This window comes from Halorhabdus sp. CUG00001, from assembly GCF_009797925.1.
GTDB lineage: Archaea > Halobacteriota > Halobacteria > Halobacteriales > Haloarculaceae > Halorhabdus.
The window spans coordinates 2,544,186-2,560,057 of record NZ_VOLB01000001.1; the positions used below are offsets into that span (position 1 = coordinate 2,544,186).

17 protein-coding genes are annotated in these 15,872 nt (G+C 63.1%); 12 read left to right on the plus strand and 5 right to left on the minus strand.

All coding sequences use genetic code 11. The features are described 5' to 3' along the window. Positions 1–241 precede the first annotated feature (241 nt). Complete coding sequence (locus tag FR699_RS12660; RefSeq protein WP_158855635.1) at positions 242–661, plus strand: DUF302 domain-containing protein; 420 nt, start codon at positions 242–244, stop codon at positions 659–661. Between the two features lie 28 nt (positions 662–689). Here the strand turns inward: FR699_RS12660 and FR699_RS12665 are convergent, their stop codons facing one another. After that, positions 690–977 carry a DUF5789 family protein gene (locus tag FR699_RS12665; protein WP_154552449.1) on the minus strand — a complete coding sequence of 96 codons (288 nt, stop codon included), beginning with the start codon at positions 975–977 and terminating at the stop codon, positions 690–692. Positions 978–1,177: 200 nt separating this feature from the next. On the opposite strand from FR699_RS12665, the gene FR699_RS12670 reads away from it, so the two are divergent. Further along, positions 1,178–2,053 carry a hypothetical protein gene (locus FR699_RS12670; RefSeq protein ID WP_158855636.1) on the plus strand — a complete coding sequence of 292 codons (876 nt, stop codon included), beginning with the start codon at positions 1,178–1,180 and terminating at the stop codon, positions 2,051–2,053. 46 nt (positions 2,054–2,099) lie between these two features. Here the strand turns inward: FR699_RS12670 and FR699_RS12675 are convergent, their stop codons facing one another. Continuing rightward, complete coding sequence (locus FR699_RS12675) at positions 2,100–3,329, minus strand: digeranylgeranylglycerophospholipid reductase (protein ID WP_158855637.1); 1,230 nt, start codon at positions 3,327–3,329, stop codon at positions 2,100–2,102. 285 nt (positions 3,330–3,614) lie between these two features. On the opposite strand from FR699_RS12675, the gene htpX reads away from it, so the two are divergent. Next, positions 3,615–4,496, plus strand: coding sequence for a zinc metalloprotease HtpX (htpX, locus tag FR699_RS12680; protein WP_158855638.1), 882 nt, complete (start codon positions 3,615–3,617; stop codon positions 4,494–4,496). A 30-nt stretch (positions 4,497–4,526) separates the two neighbouring features. Here htpX and FR699_RS12685 read toward each other — a convergent pair whose 3' ends face one another. Then, a complete protein-coding gene (locus FR699_RS12685) occupies positions 4,527–5,012 on the minus strand; it encodes an Lrp/AsnC family transcriptional regulator (RefSeq protein WP_154552445.1) in 486 nt (161 codons plus the stop codon). Positions 5,013–5,188: 176 nt separating this feature from the next. Between FR699_RS12685 and FR699_RS12690 the strand changes: the two genes are divergently transcribed. Both FR699_RS12690 and FR699_RS12695 read left to right on the plus strand, forming a co-directional pair. Beyond that, positions 5,189–6,154 carry a DMT family transporter gene (locus FR699_RS12690; protein WP_154552444.1) on the plus strand — a complete coding sequence of 322 codons (966 nt, stop codon included), beginning with the start codon at positions 5,189–5,191 and terminating at the stop codon, positions 6,152–6,154. Positions 6,155–6,329: 175 nt separating this feature from the next. Then, positions 6,330–6,962, plus strand: a complete 633-nt coding sequence (locus FR699_RS12695; protein ID WP_154552443.1) for a hypothetical protein — start codon at positions 6,330–6,332, stop codon at positions 6,960–6,962. Positions 6,963–6,984: 22 nt separating this feature from the next. Here the strand turns inward: FR699_RS12695 and tmk are convergent, their stop codons facing one another. Continuing rightward, positions 6,985–7,584 (minus strand): dTMP kinase, encoded by a 600-nt coding sequence (tmk, locus tag FR699_RS12700; RefSeq protein WP_154552442.1) that lies wholly within the window; start codon positions 7,582–7,584, stop codon positions 6,985–6,987. Positions 7,585–7,721: 137 nt separating this feature from the next. Here tmk and FR699_RS12705 point away from each other — a divergent pair, with 137 nt between their 5' ends. From FR699_RS12705 to FR699_RS12735, 7 genes are all read left to right on the plus strand, one after another. Then, positions 7,722–8,597: a complex I NDUFA9 subunit family protein gene (locus FR699_RS12705; protein ID WP_154552441.1), complete on the plus strand. Its 876-nt coding sequence runs from the start codon at positions 7,722–7,724 to the stop codon at positions 8,595–8,597. 95 nt (positions 8,598–8,692) lie between these two features. Next, positions 8,693–10,000 (plus strand): glycosyltransferase family 87 protein, encoded by a 1,308-nt coding sequence (locus FR699_RS12710; protein WP_158855639.1) that lies wholly within the window; start codon positions 8,693–8,695, stop codon positions 9,998–10,000. A 228-nt stretch (positions 10,001–10,228) separates the two neighbouring features. After that, positions 10,229–11,410, plus strand: coding sequence for a tubulin/FtsZ family protein (locus tag FR699_RS12715; RefSeq protein ID WP_154552439.1), 1,182 nt, complete (start codon positions 10,229–10,231; stop codon positions 11,408–11,410). After that, positions 11,388–12,158 (plus strand): hypothetical protein, encoded by a 771-nt coding sequence (locus FR699_RS12720; RefSeq protein ID WP_199268320.1) that lies wholly within the window; start codon positions 11,388–11,390, stop codon positions 12,156–12,158. Before FR699_RS12715 ends, FR699_RS12720 begins: the two co-directional genes overlap by 23 nt. Positions 12,159–12,173: 15 nt before the next feature. Beyond that, on the plus strand, positions 12,174–12,782 hold the full coding sequence (gene cofC / locus FR699_RS12725) for a 2-phospho-L-lactate guanylyltransferase (protein WP_154552438.1): 609 nt from the start codon (positions 12,174–12,176) through the stop codon (positions 12,780–12,782). 58 nt (positions 12,783–12,840) lie between these two features. Next, positions 12,841–13,935, plus strand: coding sequence for a 7,8-didemethyl-8-hydroxy-5-deazariboflavin synthase subunit CofG (gene cofG, locus FR699_RS12730; RefSeq protein ID WP_158855640.1), 1,095 nt, complete (start codon positions 12,841–12,843; stop codon positions 13,933–13,935). Positions 13,936–13,986: 51 nt separating this feature from the next. Further along, complete coding sequence (locus FR699_RS12735; protein ID WP_158855641.1) at positions 13,987–14,427, plus strand: hypothetical protein; 441 nt, start codon at positions 13,987–13,989, stop codon at positions 14,425–14,427. A 27-nt stretch (positions 14,428–14,454) separates the two neighbouring features. Here the strand turns inward: FR699_RS12735 and cofH are convergent, their stop codons facing one another. Continuing rightward, positions 14,455–15,801 (minus strand): 7,8-didemethyl-8-hydroxy-5-deazariboflavin synthase subunit CofH, encoded by a 1,347-nt coding sequence (gene cofH, locus FR699_RS12740; RefSeq protein ID WP_158855642.1) that lies wholly within the window; start codon positions 15,799–15,801, stop codon positions 14,455–14,457. Between the last annotated feature and the right edge of the window lie 71 nt (positions 15,802–15,872).

Here is a 15,872-nt window from a genome sequence, read left to right on the forward strand (position 1 = left end):
GCGTACCGTTTCTGTCTCCGATATGCTTGTCTCGTTCGAGCCGACACGTGTCGTCGATACCGCGCTCGAAAGTCTCCCGATTACGCTCGTCGCGATAGTGGCCCTCTGGGTCGTTGTCCGTGAGTTCGGTCCAGCGTGGCGGCTTCGCCGGCAACTGCTGTCGTCTCGTCTGTGAAAACCACTTACGAGCGATGTTGGGAGCACGCGAGTACTTACGTGTCTTGGCCTCCTCGTGTATCGTATGGCGACATATGTGAATCAGTACCGAGTTGACGCAGCCTTCGCGGAGACGATCGAGACGGTGACAGATGCACTCGCCGAGGAAGGGTTCGGTGTCCTAGCCGACATCGACATCCAGGCGGCCTTCGAGACGAAACTCGACGAGGACTTCGACCGATATCGGATCCTCGGTGCGTGTAATCCGGCTCTCGCGTCCGACGCTCTGGACGCCGAGTACGAACTCGGGGCACTGTTGCCCTGCAACGTCGTCGTCTACGAAGACGAGGCGGGCGTCGGCATCAACGTTGTCGATCCGGCGACGCTGTTCTCACTCACCGACAGTGACGGTCTCGAAGCGATCGTCGACGACGTTGCTTCGGGACTCGATGCGGCGATGCACGCTGTCCCCGAAGCGACGCCCGTCTCGCAGACGGACGCCTGACGACGAGACAGCCGGCAGCAGGCCAGATTCACTCGGTCGGCACTGGGCCGGTGCCGACGACCTCCCGGACGGCCGTCTCGAAAGACTGGCGGCGATCGAAGTACGTCTCGTCGAGTTCGTCCAGTACAGTCCCGAGCGGTTGCGGGCCGTCTGGCGTCCGGATCTCTGTCTCGCCCGCGCGTCGTCGGACCGTGCTCTTCTCGATCCCGTAGGACAGACGCGAGGACACACGCGCCAGGGGAACACCGGAGACTGATTTCCCCTCTCCCAGCGCCACTGCGGGACCCTCGCTGTCTTCGTCGTTGTCTTCGGCCATGTGCCGCGGTTGGCCGCCACGGCGATTAGTGTTTTCGGCCGCGACACTCCAGGGTCGTCCCTGGCGGGCCTCTCCCCACTCTGCGTGAGTGGAGCCAACCGATCCTGGCACGGTCAGCGATGCTGCAGGCCCGTCGTGTGTCATATCGCATGCCGGACGTCTGACGCAGAGTTTAGTGGATCCCCGTGGTAGGAGGCCGCATGACCAGTTTGACGGCCGTCTATCGGCACCGGGTGGGGGCGGTTGCCGATCGTCGTCGTATCCTCGTGGGCGGTGGCCTCTTCGGGCTCGGTGTGACCTTGACAGCGGCCGGTGTCGTGTTGGCAACGGCGGGCGTGGGCTCGTGGTTCGATCTGGGGACGTACGGAGCCCGCGAACTCGCTGGCATTCTCGCCGGGTTCGGCCTGCCAGCGACGTTCGTGGGTATCTTCACTGTCCTCCCGTCCAGTCGCGTGACACGTGCCGCAGCCGCTATCGGTGCCAGTCTCTGTGTGTTCGGGGTTGCTCTGTTCACGCATGCTTATCCGACTCAGTGGCCCGGTGCGCCGGCCGCCGATCCATTGCTCACACTGACGACGCTTTCTGTCTATTTCGTCGGCGCGGTCACGACCGGCTGGTGTCTGTTCGTCGCCGTGGCGACGTTCAAGACCCGCAAATCACCCGGCGGGACAGCTGAAATGCGAATCACCCAGGAAGGACAGATCGAACTCGTCCGGGAGACCGACGGGGCCGCCACGGCGACGGGTGGGGTCGGGCTGTTCGGGACCGATCCCGACGGCGAGGTGCCGACCCAGACCGGGCCAGTGGGACCGGCTGACCGGGAACACGAGGACTCGAACCGCGCGGCCAGCGATGGCGGCTCCGCGACGGCTGGCCCGGCCGATACCGAGGACACGGTTGTCGAGAGCGCGGCAACCCGCGGCCAGCCCGATCGCTACTGTGGCAACTGCGAGCACTTTCATTACGTTCGCGTCGACGAGGAGATCCAGCCGTTTTGTGCCCACGATGACCGATACATGGACGATATCGAGCCCTGTTCTGCGTGGTCGGCAAACAGCCACGACGATCGACGCTGAGTCGGCCCATCGACTGTCTGGTGAACTCCCGCCGACTCGATCGCCCTCAGGCGAGTTGTTCTTTGGCAAACTGGGCGAGCAACGGCACGTCCTGGACGTGGATCAACTTCGCGATCGCTCGCCAGCTGCCGTTGTTTGCGCGAGCCAGCGTCTCGTCGTCCAGCCCGTTTAGATCCAAGAGGAGCCGGTCGTACCGGTCGTTCGGGGCGAGATAGAGCATTTCAGTCAACCGCAGGCGCGCGTCCATCCGTGGGGCGACTTCCCGGTGCCAGAGCGTCTCGTAGAAGGCCATTGCCTCGGCGGACGTGTCCGGTTGGGCCGGTGTGAGTGATTGGTCGACAGTGACTGCTGCCGCCCGTCCGGATTTCATCGCGTTGTGGATGCCTTCGCCCCACAGTGGATCGATCGAGGGAACGGTGTCGCCGATCGCGATGAAGTTGTCCGTACTCATCTGGCCAGGGTGTTGGATGTGTGCTGACCCACGGTGTTGGTGACCTTCGATCTGCGTCGCGTCGGCGAACCGTGGATCGGTGTCGAGCCAGTGTTGGAGGTAGCCGTCGATCGTCCGATCGGTTTGGGCGTAGCGCTGATAGCTGTCGTTGTTGATGTAACACAGGCCAACTTTCGCCGTGTCTTGTCCGGTGTGGAAGATCCAGGCGTAGCCACCCGGCGCGTACTCGTGATCGAGCCGGAGCATCATCGCGTCGTTCAGGTCGGCATAGCCGTCGGGATCGAGATCGACGCCTGCCATCTCGTATTCGATACCGATCGCGTGTCGTTCCCGTTCGAGGTCCGACACACCGAGTTCCGACGCGATCGGTGCGGCCGGTCCCGTCGCGTCGATCACGACGTCGGCATGGACCTCTTTGGACCCGTTGTATCGGACGCCAGCGACTTCTCCGTTCTCCATGACTGGTCCGGAAACGCGGGCGTCGAACCGATAGTTCGCTCCGTTCTCGCGGCTGTCGGCGACGAGGAACTGTTTGAACGCAGCGAAATCAAGCACAGCCCCGGTCTGTGTTTGCCGGAGGTATTCGCTGGGCGATTCGATCACCACGCTATCGGTAAACTGCATGACGACGTCGTCCGGAATCCCGAACGAGGACAGCATCGACGGGAAGGTTCCGCCCGTGGACTTGTTGCTCTGTCTGGGAAAGTCGGCTTCGGCCTCCGTCTCGAGAACGACCACGTCGTAGCCCCGCCTCGCAAGGTCGCGGGCACATTGGGCACCGGCCGGCCCGGCACCGGCGATCACCGCGTCGTAACGCTCGGACATACATGGCCATCTAGCTTCGCCCTAATGAGTGTTCCTTCATCGTACCCCAATATTGGGGGGCTTCTTTATCTTCGATCGACACTGGCTGTGCTGTCGGTGGCCGCGTCTGATCGGTCACAGCGGACCTGCCGCGAGTACCGAGTCACTGTCTCCTCGGCTGTCCCACAGCCTCAGAACCCGATCGAGACAGCCGCCACCGGAGAGCTAGCCGTTTCCAGTGTCCCGTCGTGGACGGCTTTGCCCAACCCGGAGGAGTTTAGATCCCTGCTGACCTATCGGATGTGTATGCAGTGGCAACCGGACTGGGGCTTGCGCGGGCGCATGTTCGTCACCATGTTCCTGCTGTTCGTCCTGTACATCATCTTCGTCGGCGTCCTGGCGAGTGCCGGTGTTGGCCTCCTCGGGATCGTCGTCGTGATGGGACTGTTCTCGCTTGGTCAACTGTTCTTCAGCGACAAACTCGCCCTCCGGAGTATGGGCGCAACCACCGTCGACGAGAGTGAGTATCCCGATCTCCACCGAAGCGTCTCCCGCCTCTCTCAGCAGGCTGACTTGCCCAAACCCGATATCGCCGTGGCCGACTCGTCGGTCCCGAATGCCTTCGCGACGGGCCGCTCGAAGAACAATGCCACCGTCTGTGTGACGACGGGGATCATGCAGACTCTCGATCAAGAGGAGCTAGAGGGCGTGCTCGCTCACGAACTCGCCCACATCAAAAACCGGGATGTGGTCGTCATGACGATCGCCTCGTTTCTCTCGACGATCGCGTTCTTGATCGTCCGCTGGGGCTGGCTGTTCGCCGGCGGGCGGAACCGACGTGGTGGCGGTGGCGGGGTCTTCGTTGCCATCCTCGTCTCGATCGTGGTCTGGATCGTCTCGTACATCCTGATCCGTGCTCTCAGCCGCTACCGGGAGTACGCCGCAGACCGTGGCGGCGCGATCATCTCCGGCAAACCGTCGGCGCTGGCCTCGGCACTGGCGAAAATCGACAACCGCATGGACCGGGTTCCACAAGAAGACCTCCGGAGCGAGTCTGAAATGAACGCGTTTTTCATCATTCCCATCTCGAAAGGGATGATCGGCCGGCTCTTCCGGACTCACCCGACCACGGAAAACCGAATCGACCGCCTGCAGGAACTCGAACGCGAGATGGAAACGTCGTTTTGAACGGCGGGCACGGGCCGGCGCTGTCTTCATCTAGTCCTCGACGAGTTCGGCAAGCAGCGTCTCGAGATCGTAGGCTTCCAAGGCCCGCTGGCTATCCTGTAGCGTCGAGATGACGAACGTCGAGTTCGTTCGTTCGACCTCTTCTAAGGCTTCGAAGTCGCTGATGAGTCGTTCGACCATATCCGAGTCCGTCAGATGGGCGATCACGATGAAGTCCGTCTCGCCCATCGTCAGGTAGACCTGTGTGACGCCCTCGATCGCGCGGAACTTCTCGGCGACGGCGTCGTAGGTCCCACTGTACTCGGCGAGCACTTCGACGATGACTGTCACTCCCAGTCCGACCGCATCCAGGTCGATATCGTTGAGGTCGTTCTCGATCACGCCGTCCTCACGGAGATTGTTCAGTCGGTAGTGGATCGTCGAGACTGGAATGTCCGTCTCCTCGTGGAGTCGCTCCGGACTGTCGGTCCCGAGGTCGGCGATCGCCTTGAGGATCCGTACGTCGCGTTCGTCCATGCCTGGCACGGTCGGCGGTGATCGGTAAGTAAGCTCCGCTCCGCTTGCTCGAACTGTCTGCCGGCCCCTGTTCGGGATCCGACCCACATGAAATTGCCATTCATCCTCGCCCAGCTAGTTGAATCTATTTCGAGGATACGTTAGATTCTTATAGCTACATCCGGAAATACTGCGTAATGCGATCGAAGTCTCTCGTGCTCTCGCTGGTGGTCGGCGTCCTCTGGGGGAGTTCGTTCCTCGCGATCGACGTCGGCCTGTCGTATTTCCCGCCGCTGCTGTTTGCCGGGCTGCGATACGCGCTGGTTGGCGTCGTCGTCGTCGGCTTTGCGGCACTGTTGGTACAGCGGTGGCATCCACAGTCGTTGGCCGACGTCGGGAGTATTCTGGTCGCCGGGGCGTTCATGATCGCCGGCCACCACGCGTTTCTCTACCTCGGGATGGATCACCTCTCGGGGTCGAGTGCGGTCGCAGCCATCGTCGTCAGCCTCTCGCCGGCGTTGACGGCTGTGTTTGCCAGCGCGTTGCTCCCGGACAGTGATCTCACCGCGCTGCAGGTTGTGGGACTGCTCGTCGGGCTCGCGGGCGTCGTCGTCATCTCCGATATCGGCGTGGGCACAGTCGCGAGTGCGGACCTTCTGGGCGTGGGGCTGGTCATGCTCGCGACGGTCAGTTTCGCCTTTGGCTCGGTCGCGACGCGCCCCCTCCGAACGGATCTTTCGGCAGTCGCTTTGCAGGGCTGGGCAATGCTTCTGGGAGCGGGCCTGCTCGGGGTGACCAGTTACGCGACCGGAGAATCGGCCACGACGATCGTCTGGACGCCGCTTTCGGTCGCCTCGCTCGCGTTCCTCGTCGTCGGGCCGGGCATTATCGCGTTCTCGCTGTATTTCAGCCTGCTCGATCGGATCGGCCCGACCGAGAGCAATCTCATCGTCTACTTAGAGCCAGTCGTCGCGACCGCGCTGAGCTGGCTGGTCTTTGGCGAGGTGATCGACTCCCAGACAGTCGTCGGGTTCCTGGCGATCTTCGTCGGATTCTTGCTGGTGAAACACCGGTCGCTGTTACCCTCGTGGCACCGTGTTCGCGACGGCCTCGGATTGACCCACCCCGAAACGGGGTCGTCTTCCTTCGAGAACTCGGACTGAGCCACTTTTGCCTGCGTGGCCAAGGCACGGGACTGTAGCGTTTCACTCGCCTCCCTCGCCGGGCGTGACACAGCACAGGCGACTGGCCCACTACACTGAGATCCGCAGACGATCGCCCGGCAATCTGAGTCGGTGATCCCGCGGCTCCTAAGTACGTACCGTAGAAACAAACGCTATGGGACTGTTCGACGGTATCAAGTCTGCCCTCGGGCTGAAAGCCGAGGCGGACGCGACCAGCGCGGCCGATCCCGAGGATCTCTTCGGGATGAGTACCGCCTCCGTGACGATGGCGGCCGACCTGGGCTATGAGTCAGCGGGCGAGGCGGCGCTGTGTTTCTCCGAGGTCGACAGCACGGATTTCCGGGACGCTATCGCGGAGGTCCGACAGATCTTGGCTGCCGGCGAGGTCGAGACCGGCACGAGCGCCGAGTTCGTCGAAGACGCCCACGGCTACACCTGGGTCGTTCTCGAAGACACGGACGTCGAAGATCTCCTTACGAGTGTCCACTTTGCGGCGGACACGCTCGTCGAGAACGGCTACGGGTCACGGCTGCTGGCGGCCGTCTTTGCCTTTGCCGATCCCGAGGAGGCGACCGCCTGGGACGAGAGTGGCCGGTACGTCTACTGGATCTATTCGTTCCGGCGTGGGGCGTATTACCCGTTCGCGCCCGAACCGGGCGAGCGCGAACGCGACGCGACCGCGGAGTTCAAACTCCAGAGCGTGCTCGATGGCGAACTCGACCTCGAAGACGACGAGGCCTACTGGTATCCACTCTGGCCAGAGGACGAGGGCCATCCCTGGGAGTGACTGCGATACTCTCAAACGCCGGCTACTGCGTTTCGAGTAGTGATTCGACGGTTTCCTTGACGCTTTCACACACTGCCTCGGGCGAGCGCGTCGCGTCGATCCGGACGAAGCGCTCGGGCTCGTCGGCGATCAACCGCTCGTAATTCTCTCGGACGGCCCGCAACTGCTCAGTGCGTTCGAATTTGTTGGTGGCTCCGCTACGTTTGGCCCCTGTCTGGGCGTCCACATCGAGATAGATCGTCGCGTCCGGCGGCCGCGTCCAGGGCTGGTGGATCTCCCGGACGAATGCCAGCGGCTCGTCCAGCCGGTCGGCAAGCGTCGCACCCTGATAGGCGTACCGTGAGTCCGAGTAGCGATCGGAGATGACGACTTCGCCACGATCGAGCGCTGGCCGGACCGTCTTCGCGAGGTGGGCCGCGTGGTCGGCGGTGTACAGAAACAGTTCCGCCATCGGATCGGCGTCGTCGTCGCGGATCGAGCGCTGGACGGCCTCGCCGTACCACGTTTCGGTCGGCTCCCGGGTGAACGTCAGCGTCGCGTCGACGTCGGCGCGACGCTCCTGAAGGAACTCCTGGGCGGAGGTTTTCCCGCTCCCATCGATTCCTTCGAGCGTAATGAGCATACGGGATCCACGCAGTGGGGCCACGTAAACACCCTGTCTCGTCACCAACTCGCCCTCGCGCCCCCGTCGACTGGTGATTTCTCCCAGCGATTGCCGGGCACCGTACCTTTAGGGTTGTTCGATACCATGACACATACATGCACGTGCTCGTCACCGGCGGCGATGGCTTCATCGGACGGTATCTCTGTACCGAACTGGACGAACGTGGTCACGAGATCACCGTGCTCTCGCGGGCGCCGGACGACGACGTGTTGCCCGCCCGCGCTAACACCGTCTCCGGGGACGTGACCGATCCCGACACCCTCGAGGGGGCCTTCGAGGGCGTGGACGTGGTGGTCAACCTGGTGGCCCTCTCACCGCTGTTCATCCCGAGTGGCGGCAACGAGGCCCACGAGCGGATCCACCTCGGCGGCACCGAGAACGTCGTCGCGGCCGCCGAGGCTGCCGGCGTCGAGCGTCTCGTCCAGATGAGTGCCCTGGGGGCTGATCCCGAGGGATCGACCCACTACATTCGGGCGAAAGGGCGCGCCGAGGCAGTCGTTCGGGACTCCGAGATGGCGACCGTGATCGTCCGTCCGTCCGTGGTCTTCGGCGAGGGCGGTGAGTTCGTCTCGTTTACGAAGAAACTCACGCCGCCGCTTCTCGCGCCGCTGCCGGGCGGCGGGAAGACCCGCTTCCAGCCGATCTGGGTCAACGACCTCGCGCCGATCCTCGCCGATTGTGTGGCCGAGGAAGCGCGGGCGGGCGAGACGTACGAACTGGGTGGCCCCGAACAGTTGACGCTGAAGCAGATCGCCAAACTGGTCCGGGGCAGCGTCGCCGTCGTCCCGGTCCCGATGGTCCTGGCCGGGGTCGGGCTCTCGATCGGCGGGGCGATTCCCGGGTTCCCGATGGGCAAAGACCAGTATCGGTCACTGCGCTTTGACAACACGACTGCCGACAACGCCGTCACTGACTTCGGTGTCGATCCCGACGACATGCTGACGCTTGGAGCGTACCTGAGCCGACAATAGCTCGATAGCGGCTCTTTCTCGGCGAATCTGAACCGCAACGATAGACCCGAGCCCAATCCGTCAGAGCTATCTGTCAGATGCACGCACCCGAGATTATGCCGTCGATTCCTCGTCAGCTGTGGTCCTATCGGCGCGAGCGGCCGGTTTTCGTCCTGGTTTCGGTCGCGACGATTGTCACGCTGCTGTGCTGGCTTCTCGTCGAACACCACTTGCGACAGGGCGGGATCGGCCTGACCTACACTTTCAACGACTTCAGTGCCTACACGGGCGCACTGAACGGCTGGCTCGAGAACGGGCAGATGTACGTCGAACAACCCGACGGGGGCTACTTCGGGGAGTATCTGTATCCGCCGGTGTCGGTGCTGGTGTTTTACCCCTTCGAGACGACCGGCTTCGACGTCGGGGCGATGCTGTTTGGGTTCACGTCGATCGTCCTGCTGTGGCTCGGTCTCGACGCAGTTGCTCGGACCCTGGGGTACCAGTTGCGTCTCTGGGAGCGACTGGGACTGTTGGTAGCGATCTTCAGCTTCCAGCCTGCGATCCGGAACTTCCGGTGGGCCCAGACGGCGACCTTTCTGACTGCCTTCCTCTGCTTTGCTTTTTACTTTCAGGAACGAGCCGAGAGCATGGCGTCGCCGTACAGCGATAGCGAAGTCAGCGAGCGCACTCGGTCGCTGTTTCGCTATGCCAGCGGCGCGGCGACGACGATCGGGAGTAGCTTCAAACTGTTCTATGCGACCTCCGGAGCGCACCTGCTCCGTGATCGCAAGCGCTTGGCCGGCGCGATCGGGGCAGGGATCGTCTTACTCGTTGCTTCTCTTGGCATCTTCGGCCTCGAGACGAATCTGACGTACATCGATGTCCTCACCTGGGGGAAAGGCTGGGGCGAGAGCAGAGCGCTGTATCTCTGGGACACTGCTGCGGCCTATCGCCCGATGCACGTTTTCGGCGGGTTCGGGCTGTACCTGAAGATCCTGGGCATTCTCGGCGTGATCGGATTGACGCTTGCGACACGGGCCGAGGAGTCGGTCGCCGCGCGCCGGCTGACGTTCGCGCTCGGGATCGCCGTCATCCCGCTGTTTGCACCCAAGGCAGACAGCCACGATCTCATCGTCATGGTACTGCCGGCCGTGATCCTCCTCGCCCACGAACTCGACCGCCCCGATGGACATGCCTGGGTCCCGGTGCTCTCGGTGTTGCTCTTGCACCTGCATCGCTACGCCCTCGAACTCCTCACCAAGCCCGAAGGGAACTTTCCGGGCGCGGCGACGCTCTACGATGTCGGCGCGTTCCTCCAACCGGGCATGTGGGGGACTTTCCTCCTCGTGGGACTGGTCGGATATCGGGTCGCCGAACACGCAACTGTTCCCGATCTGCGAGCCGCCCTCGGCAGCGACGGATAGCGCGTGCCCGTCTGACGGACTGGTGAACTTAGGCGGGCTGGTCGGGATCTCTCGCCTTTGGCCGACTGCTACCATCCTGATAGTTACGTCTGTTGGTAGGATTCGTCGGTTGTGCAGTTCTCCCAGCAGGCACGCACACGTTTGCTGTATCGCGGGAGAGACGCGCACGCACGCTGGCAAAAAGCTTATACCCGTAATCCGACTGTCTTCACGACAAGAGAATCACTTATGAAACTCGCCATGATCGGCTTCGGGCAGGCCGGCGGGAAAATCGTCGACAAATTCCTGGAGTACGACGAACGAACCGGCAGCGGGATCGTCCGCTCGGCGGTCGCGGTCAACACCGCGAAAGCCGACTTGCTCGGACTCGACCGCGTTCCGGAAGAGAATCGCGTCCTGATCGGCCAGGCCCGCGTCAAGGGCCATGGCGTCGGGGCAGACAACGAACTCGGCGCGGAGATCGCCGAGGAGGATATCGACGAGGTTCAGGGGGCCATCGATAACATTCCGGTCCACGAGGTCGACGCGTTCCTCATCATTGCCGGTCTGGGCGGTGGGACCGGCTCGGGGGGCTCGCCCGTTCTGGCGAAACACCTCAAGCGTATCTACACCGAACCGGTCTACGGACTGGGGATTCTGCCCGGGAGCGACGAGGGTGGTATCTACACGCTGAACGCCGCTCGCTCGTTCCAGACGTTCGTCAGAGAAGTCGACAACATGCTGGTGTTCGACAACGACGCCTGGCGCAAGACCGGCGAATCCATGGAAGCCGGCTATGCCGAGATCAACGACGAGATCGTCAAGCGCTTTGGCATCCTCTTTGGCGCCGGCGAGGTCGAACAGTCCGGCGAGGTTGCAGAAAGCGTCGTCGACTCCAGTGAGATCATCAATACGCTTGGCGGTGGTGGCGTCTCGACGGTCGGGTACGCTGCCGAGGAAGTCGATCTCGACGATTCGGGGAGTGGCTTACTCTCGCGGTTCCGTGGCGACGAGTCCAGAGACAGCATGGACACGGCAAATACGACCAACCGGATCACCTCGTTGGTTCGGAAAGCCGCACTCGGTCGGCTGACCTTACCGTGTGAGATCGACGGTGCCGAGCGTGCGCTGCTGGTTCTTTCCGGTCCGCCCCGGGAACTCAACCGCAAAGGCATCGAACGCGGTCGCAAGTGGCTCGAAGAACAGACCGGAAGCATGGAAGTTCGCGGTGGCGATTACCCCGTCACCGACTCCAGTTACGTCGCGTCGGTCATCCTCCTGTCGGGCGTCCACAACGTCCCTCGCGTCAAGGAACTCCAGCAAGTCGCCATCGAAGCCCAGGACAACATCGACGATATTCGAGACGAAAGCGAAGAGAACTTAGAGGCGTTGGTCGAAGACGAGGAAGATGAGTTGGATCCGCTCTTCTAAGGGCGTTGCCCTGTTGGCGGTGCTGGTGCTCACGTTCGCTGCGGTCGGCGCAGTGACTGCCGCGTCCGTCCAGACGGACACACCAGATGAGGCACAGGTCGGCGAGGAAATTACGGTCTCGGCCACGATCACGAACGTCTATGAGACGTCCGATCAGTGGCGGCTCAACGGGACAACTGCACTCACAAACGTGACCGGCTGGACGGTGACGAAAGTCACACCCAGCGGCGAGGAGAACACCACCCAATTCGACGGGGCCACCGACTTCGAGGTGGCAATCAGCGGCGAGGAGAACCTCAAGCACGTCAACGTGACGATCACTGGTGACGTCCCGCCCGTCGAGGCGTATTCGTACGATCCGCCTCAGTCGTTCACTGCTGCCCAGTTCGATCGCGTCCAGGGCAACAACGTCAACGAGATCCGGACGATCTCTGTCCATCACTACACGCCGGACAGTCAATCGGCCCGCCAGTTGATCGACGAGGCCGACCAGGCCGTCAACGATTCCAGCAGCGACGACGCCCGGAGCGACCTGAACAGCGCAATCTCTGCTTACGAAAACGAAAACTTCCCGAACGCGGAGAACCTCTCACAGAGTGCGATCGACGCCGCCGAATCGGCTGAACAGTCCGCCCAGACGACCCAGTTGATCCTCTACGGTGCCGGTGGTTTGGTCGTTCTGGTACTGATCGGTGGCGGCATCTACTACTGGCGCTCCCAGCAGGAGAGCTACGACAAACTCCGCTAACCTGGCGGATTCCGCATGCGCGTTTTCGTTCCGTTCGACGCGAGCGATCCCAAGACCAGACTCACGTCTATCCTTTCGCCGGCCGAGCGATCGTCGTTCGCTCGAAGTATGTGCCGTGACGTCGTGCGTGCTGTCCGGGCGGCTGGCGGCCAGCCGGAGCTGATCGCGACCGATTCGATCGACAGCGACGCGCCCGTCACGGTCGACGACCGCCCGCTCTCGGCCGCTGTCAATGCCCGACTTCGCGAAATAGACGAACCAGCCGCCGTGATCGTCGCTGACTTGGCACTCGTAACACCTGCGGCGATCGAACGGCTGTTCGCTGCGGACAGTGGTGTCGTCCTCGCGCCCGGTCGCGGCGGGGGGACCAACGCCATCGTCGCTCGGCATCCTGACTTCCGCGTCGACTACCACGACGCCTCGATCCGTGATCATCGGGCGATCGCCGCCGACGTGGGCGCGGACGTGACGGAGGTCGACTCCTACAGGCTGGCGACCGACGTGGACGAGCCGGCCGACCTCGCGGAGGTCCTGTTACACGGCCAGGGCGAGGCGGTCGCGTGGCTTCGTGAGGCAGGCTTCGAACTCGCCGTCGAGAGCGGTCGCGTCGGCGTCGAGCGGTGAATATACCCCGCTGGCAGAATGCTTTTGTCCGGGCTGTGCCGAGCCACTGTATAGAATCGTGATCCCCAGCGCCGAGGCCGACGATGTCGGCCTCGAAATCGACCCCGACGAGCAGGAGCGACTGCTTTCGGTCGGTCCGGCGGACGTCTCGGCCGCACCGGAGTTGACCTTCGCCCGGAACGTCTTCGTCCCGCTGACGACCGCGTGCCGGTACACCTGCACCTACTGCACGTACTACGATCCGCCAGGGGAGGCGTCGCTACTCTCTCCCGAGGAACTGCGAGAGATCTGCCGGGAGGGTGCCGGTGCCGGGTGTACGGAAGCCCTGTTTACCTTCGGTGACGACCCGGACGATCGCTACGAGGCGATTTACGAGCAACTCCAGTCGTACGGCCACGACTCCATTCACTCCTATCTCCGGGAGGCCTGCGAGATTGCGCTCGAAGAGGGTCTCCTGCCTCACGCCAATCCCGGCGATCAGACCCGCGAGCAAATGAGCCAGGTCGCCGACGTCAACGCAAGCATGGGCGTGATGCTGGAGACGACCGCCGATGTCCCCGCTCATGCTGGGTCGCGCCGGAAAGAACCGGGTCAGCGACTCACGACGATCCGGACGGCCGGCGAACTCGGGATCCCTTTCACGACGGGGATCCTCGTCGGCATCGGCGAGGACTGGACGGATCGGGCCGAGAGCTTGCTCGCGATCGCACAACTCCACGAGCGATATGGTCACATTCAGGAGGTGATCGTCCAGCCCGTCTCGCCGAACGAACGCTGGGACGGTGGCCGACCCGACCTGGCGACCATGCGTCGGACGGTCGCGATGGCCCGGGCGGCATTGCCCGAAGAAATCAGCGTCCAGGTCCCGCCCAATCTCGCCCGGACGCGGGAGTTACTCGACTGTGGGGTCGATGACCTGGGTGGCGTCTCGCCGGTTACCGACGATCACGTCAACCCCGAATATGCGTGGCCGGCACTGGCGGAATTGCGTGCCATTGCCGATTCGGCTGGCGTCCCCCTGCGTGAGCGACTGCCGGTCTACGAACGCTACGTCGACGAGGCGTGGCTTGGAGAACCCGTATTGGAAGCGATCCGCGCAGAGGACGACGCTGGCGAGCGGTTCCGGGCGGTTCTAAGCGAGCACGACGGCTGAAACGGATCGACTGGGACGTGATTTGATACGTTCGGCGGCCCTAGCGCACGTATGCGCGAGTCACTCCGGAAGCAATTGATCTGGCAGGGGGCTGCGCTTGTGAGCTATTTTGCCGGCATGATCCTGTTTCTCGTCGTCGTGATGCGCATCGTTGGTGCGCCCGGGCAGTCACTGGCGACGCTGAGGACTGGTGATCTGCTCGCTCTCGTGGTGAGTGTGTTCCTCCTCGGCCTCGGTGGCTTGCTCAGCAGGAAACGCGGCGGGCCTGTCGGGGGTGGCATGGGGCCGATCCAGATGGATCCCACCCGAGGACCCGAACAGTCGAAACTCGAAGCACTGGGCTATCAGATTCCGCCCGAACACCCGGCCGAGAGCGAGCCGGCTCGTGACCAAACCATCGGCCACGACGAAGTTCGCTGTCCCGAGTGTGGCGTGGGGAACGACCGATCGTTCACCTACTGCAAGCAGTGTTCGAGCGAGCTTCCCGAGTAAGCGTCGCGCTTGACGCCTGTCGCCTGCTTACTCGATCAGCGGCGTCCCGTCGGCCTGTGGGCCGAGTCGCGGCCCCGGAGGTTCGCCCCGGATCGGTTCGCGCTGCCGGTAGTCCGTCGATCGTTCGACCGGAATCCGGCCGACCGACCGGACCAACTCCGCGTAATCCCCAAACGATCGAAACTGGCCGAACTCCCCGCCGGCCCGCGTCGTAATCTCCTCGGAGAGGATCGTCCCCATGAAGTCGTCGGCGCCACAGGAGAGCAGTTTCAGGCCGAACTCGTCGCCGTACTTGACCCAGGACGACTGGATGTGTTCGATATTGTCCAGGAACAGCCGCGAGACGGCGATCATGAGCTCGTCTTCGGCCCGGGTGGCACCGCTCTCGACCATCCCATTCTCGGCAAGCGGTGTGTTTGGATGGACAAACGAGAGCGGCACGAACTCCGTGATCGCGCCGGTCCGATCCTGGAGATCACGGACGCGCTCGAGGTGAATCGCCCGGTGGGCTTCGTTCTCGACGTGGCCGTACATGATCGTCGCAGTGGTGTCTAGGCCCACGTCGGCGGCGGCCTCCATCGCTGCGAGCCACTCGCTACTGTCGATTTTCGCCGGACAGATCACGTCCCGAACCTCGTCGACGAGGATCTCGGCGGCTGTCCCGGGCACGCTGTCGAGGCCAGCTTCCTGCAGGCGACGGTAGACCTGCTGGTAGTCCCAGTCGGTCCCCCGCTTTGCGTGTGCGGCCTCCTCGGGCGTCATCGAGTGGACGTGAACGCCGCCGACGGACATGGCCTCGATCTGCTCGACGTACGTGCCCGGATCGGTACTGTAGGTACCTGGCGATCGGTAGTTTACCCCCTCCTCGTCGCTCCCTTCGAGGATCGCGCGGTGTTCGTCGTCTAGCCCGAAGGCAGGGTGCAGTCCAGAGACGGACGTTACCTCGTAGATCCCGCGTTCGAGGGCTTTGGCGACGATCTCCCGGGACTCGGCGGGTGTCTTCGTAAATCCCGGATGATCGTCCGGCCGGTCGGCCCGGAACTGCTCGGCGCTGTCCTTGAAGTTACAGAACAGACAACCCGTATCACAGGCGGTCGTGACGTTGTTGTTGAGGTTCGCGACGACGGTCACCTCCTCGCCGACTATCTCGGCTCTGCGGCGATCGGCCGCTTCTAGGACGGCTTCTTTGCGTTCGGGGTCGATACCGTTGTGTTCAGAGCCAGTCGTGAGTAATTCGATCGCGTCCGCGACGGTCAACCGGTCGCGGTCCCGTGCCTTCCGGAGGGCGTTCTCGAAGTGCTGATCGCTCGTGGAGTGACGATCGAAGTCGAACTCCCCGCGTGGAACGTTCGTGCCGACCTGCTCAGCAGCCATCGGTTAACGACGGGTCGTCAGACACTTTAACATCGGGGGTCGCGTCGTCAAACGCCGGTGTCGAAGACACC

What these genes read in the sequence shown, in the direction of transcription:
- FR699_RS12660 (WP_158855635.1), top strand. Translation starts at nt 242, where the DNA reads ATGGCGACATATGTGAATCAGTACCGAGTTGACGCAGCCTTCGCGGAG.
- FR699_RS12665 (WP_154552449.1), bottom strand. Translation starts at nt 977, where the DNA reads ATGGCCGAAGACAACGACGAAGACAGCGAGGGTCCCGCAGTGGCGCTG.
- FR699_RS12670 (WP_158855636.1), top strand. Translation starts at nt 1,178, where the DNA reads ATGACCAGTTTGACGGCCGTCTATCGGCACCGGGTGGGGGCGGTTGCC.
- FR699_RS12675 (WP_158855637.1), bottom strand. Translation starts at nt 3,329, where the DNA reads ATGTCCGAGCGTTACGACGCGGTGATCGCCGGTGCCGGGCCGGCCGGT.
- htpX (WP_158855638.1), top strand. Translation starts at nt 3,615, where the DNA reads ATGCAGTGGCAACCGGACTGGGGCTTGCGCGGGCGCATGTTCGTCACC.
- FR699_RS12685 (WP_154552445.1), bottom strand. Translation starts at nt 5,012, where the DNA reads ATGGACGAACGCGACGTACGGATCCTCAAGGCGATCGCCGACCTCGGG.
- FR699_RS12690 (WP_154552444.1), top strand. Translation starts at nt 5,189, where the DNA reads ATGCGATCGAAGTCTCTCGTGCTCTCGCTGGTGGTCGGCGTCCTCTGG.
- FR699_RS12695 (WP_154552443.1), top strand. Translation starts at nt 6,330, where the DNA reads ATGGGACTGTTCGACGGTATCAAGTCTGCCCTCGGGCTGAAAGCCGAG.
- tmk (WP_154552442.1), bottom strand. Translation starts at nt 7,584, where the DNA reads ATGCTCATTACGCTCGAAGGAATCGATGGGAGCGGGAAAACCTCCGCC.
- FR699_RS12705 (WP_154552441.1), top strand. Translation starts at nt 7,722, where the DNA reads ATGCACGTGCTCGTCACCGGCGGCGATGGCTTCATCGGACGGTATCTC.
- FR699_RS12710 (WP_158855639.1), top strand. Translation starts at nt 8,693, where the DNA reads ATGCCGTCGATTCCTCGTCAGCTGTGGTCCTATCGGCGCGAGCGGCCG.
- FR699_RS12715 (WP_154552439.1), top strand. Translation starts at nt 10,229, where the DNA reads ATGAAACTCGCCATGATCGGCTTCGGGCAGGCCGGCGGGAAAATCGTC.
- FR699_RS12720 (WP_199268320.1), top strand. Translation starts at nt 11,388, where the DNA reads ATGAGTTGGATCCGCTCTTCTAAGGGCGTTGCCCTGTTGGCGGTGCTG.
- cofC (WP_154552438.1), top strand. Translation starts at nt 12,174, where the DNA reads ATGCGCGTTTTCGTTCCGTTCGACGCGAGCGATCCCAAGACCAGACTC.
- FR699_RS12735 (WP_158855641.1), top strand. Translation starts at nt 13,987, where the DNA reads ATGCGCGAGTCACTCCGGAAGCAATTGATCTGGCAGGGGGCTGCGCTT.
- cofH (WP_158855642.1), bottom strand. Translation starts at nt 15,801, where the DNA reads ATGGCTGCTGAGCAGGTCGGCACGAACGTTCCACGCGGGGAGTTCGAC.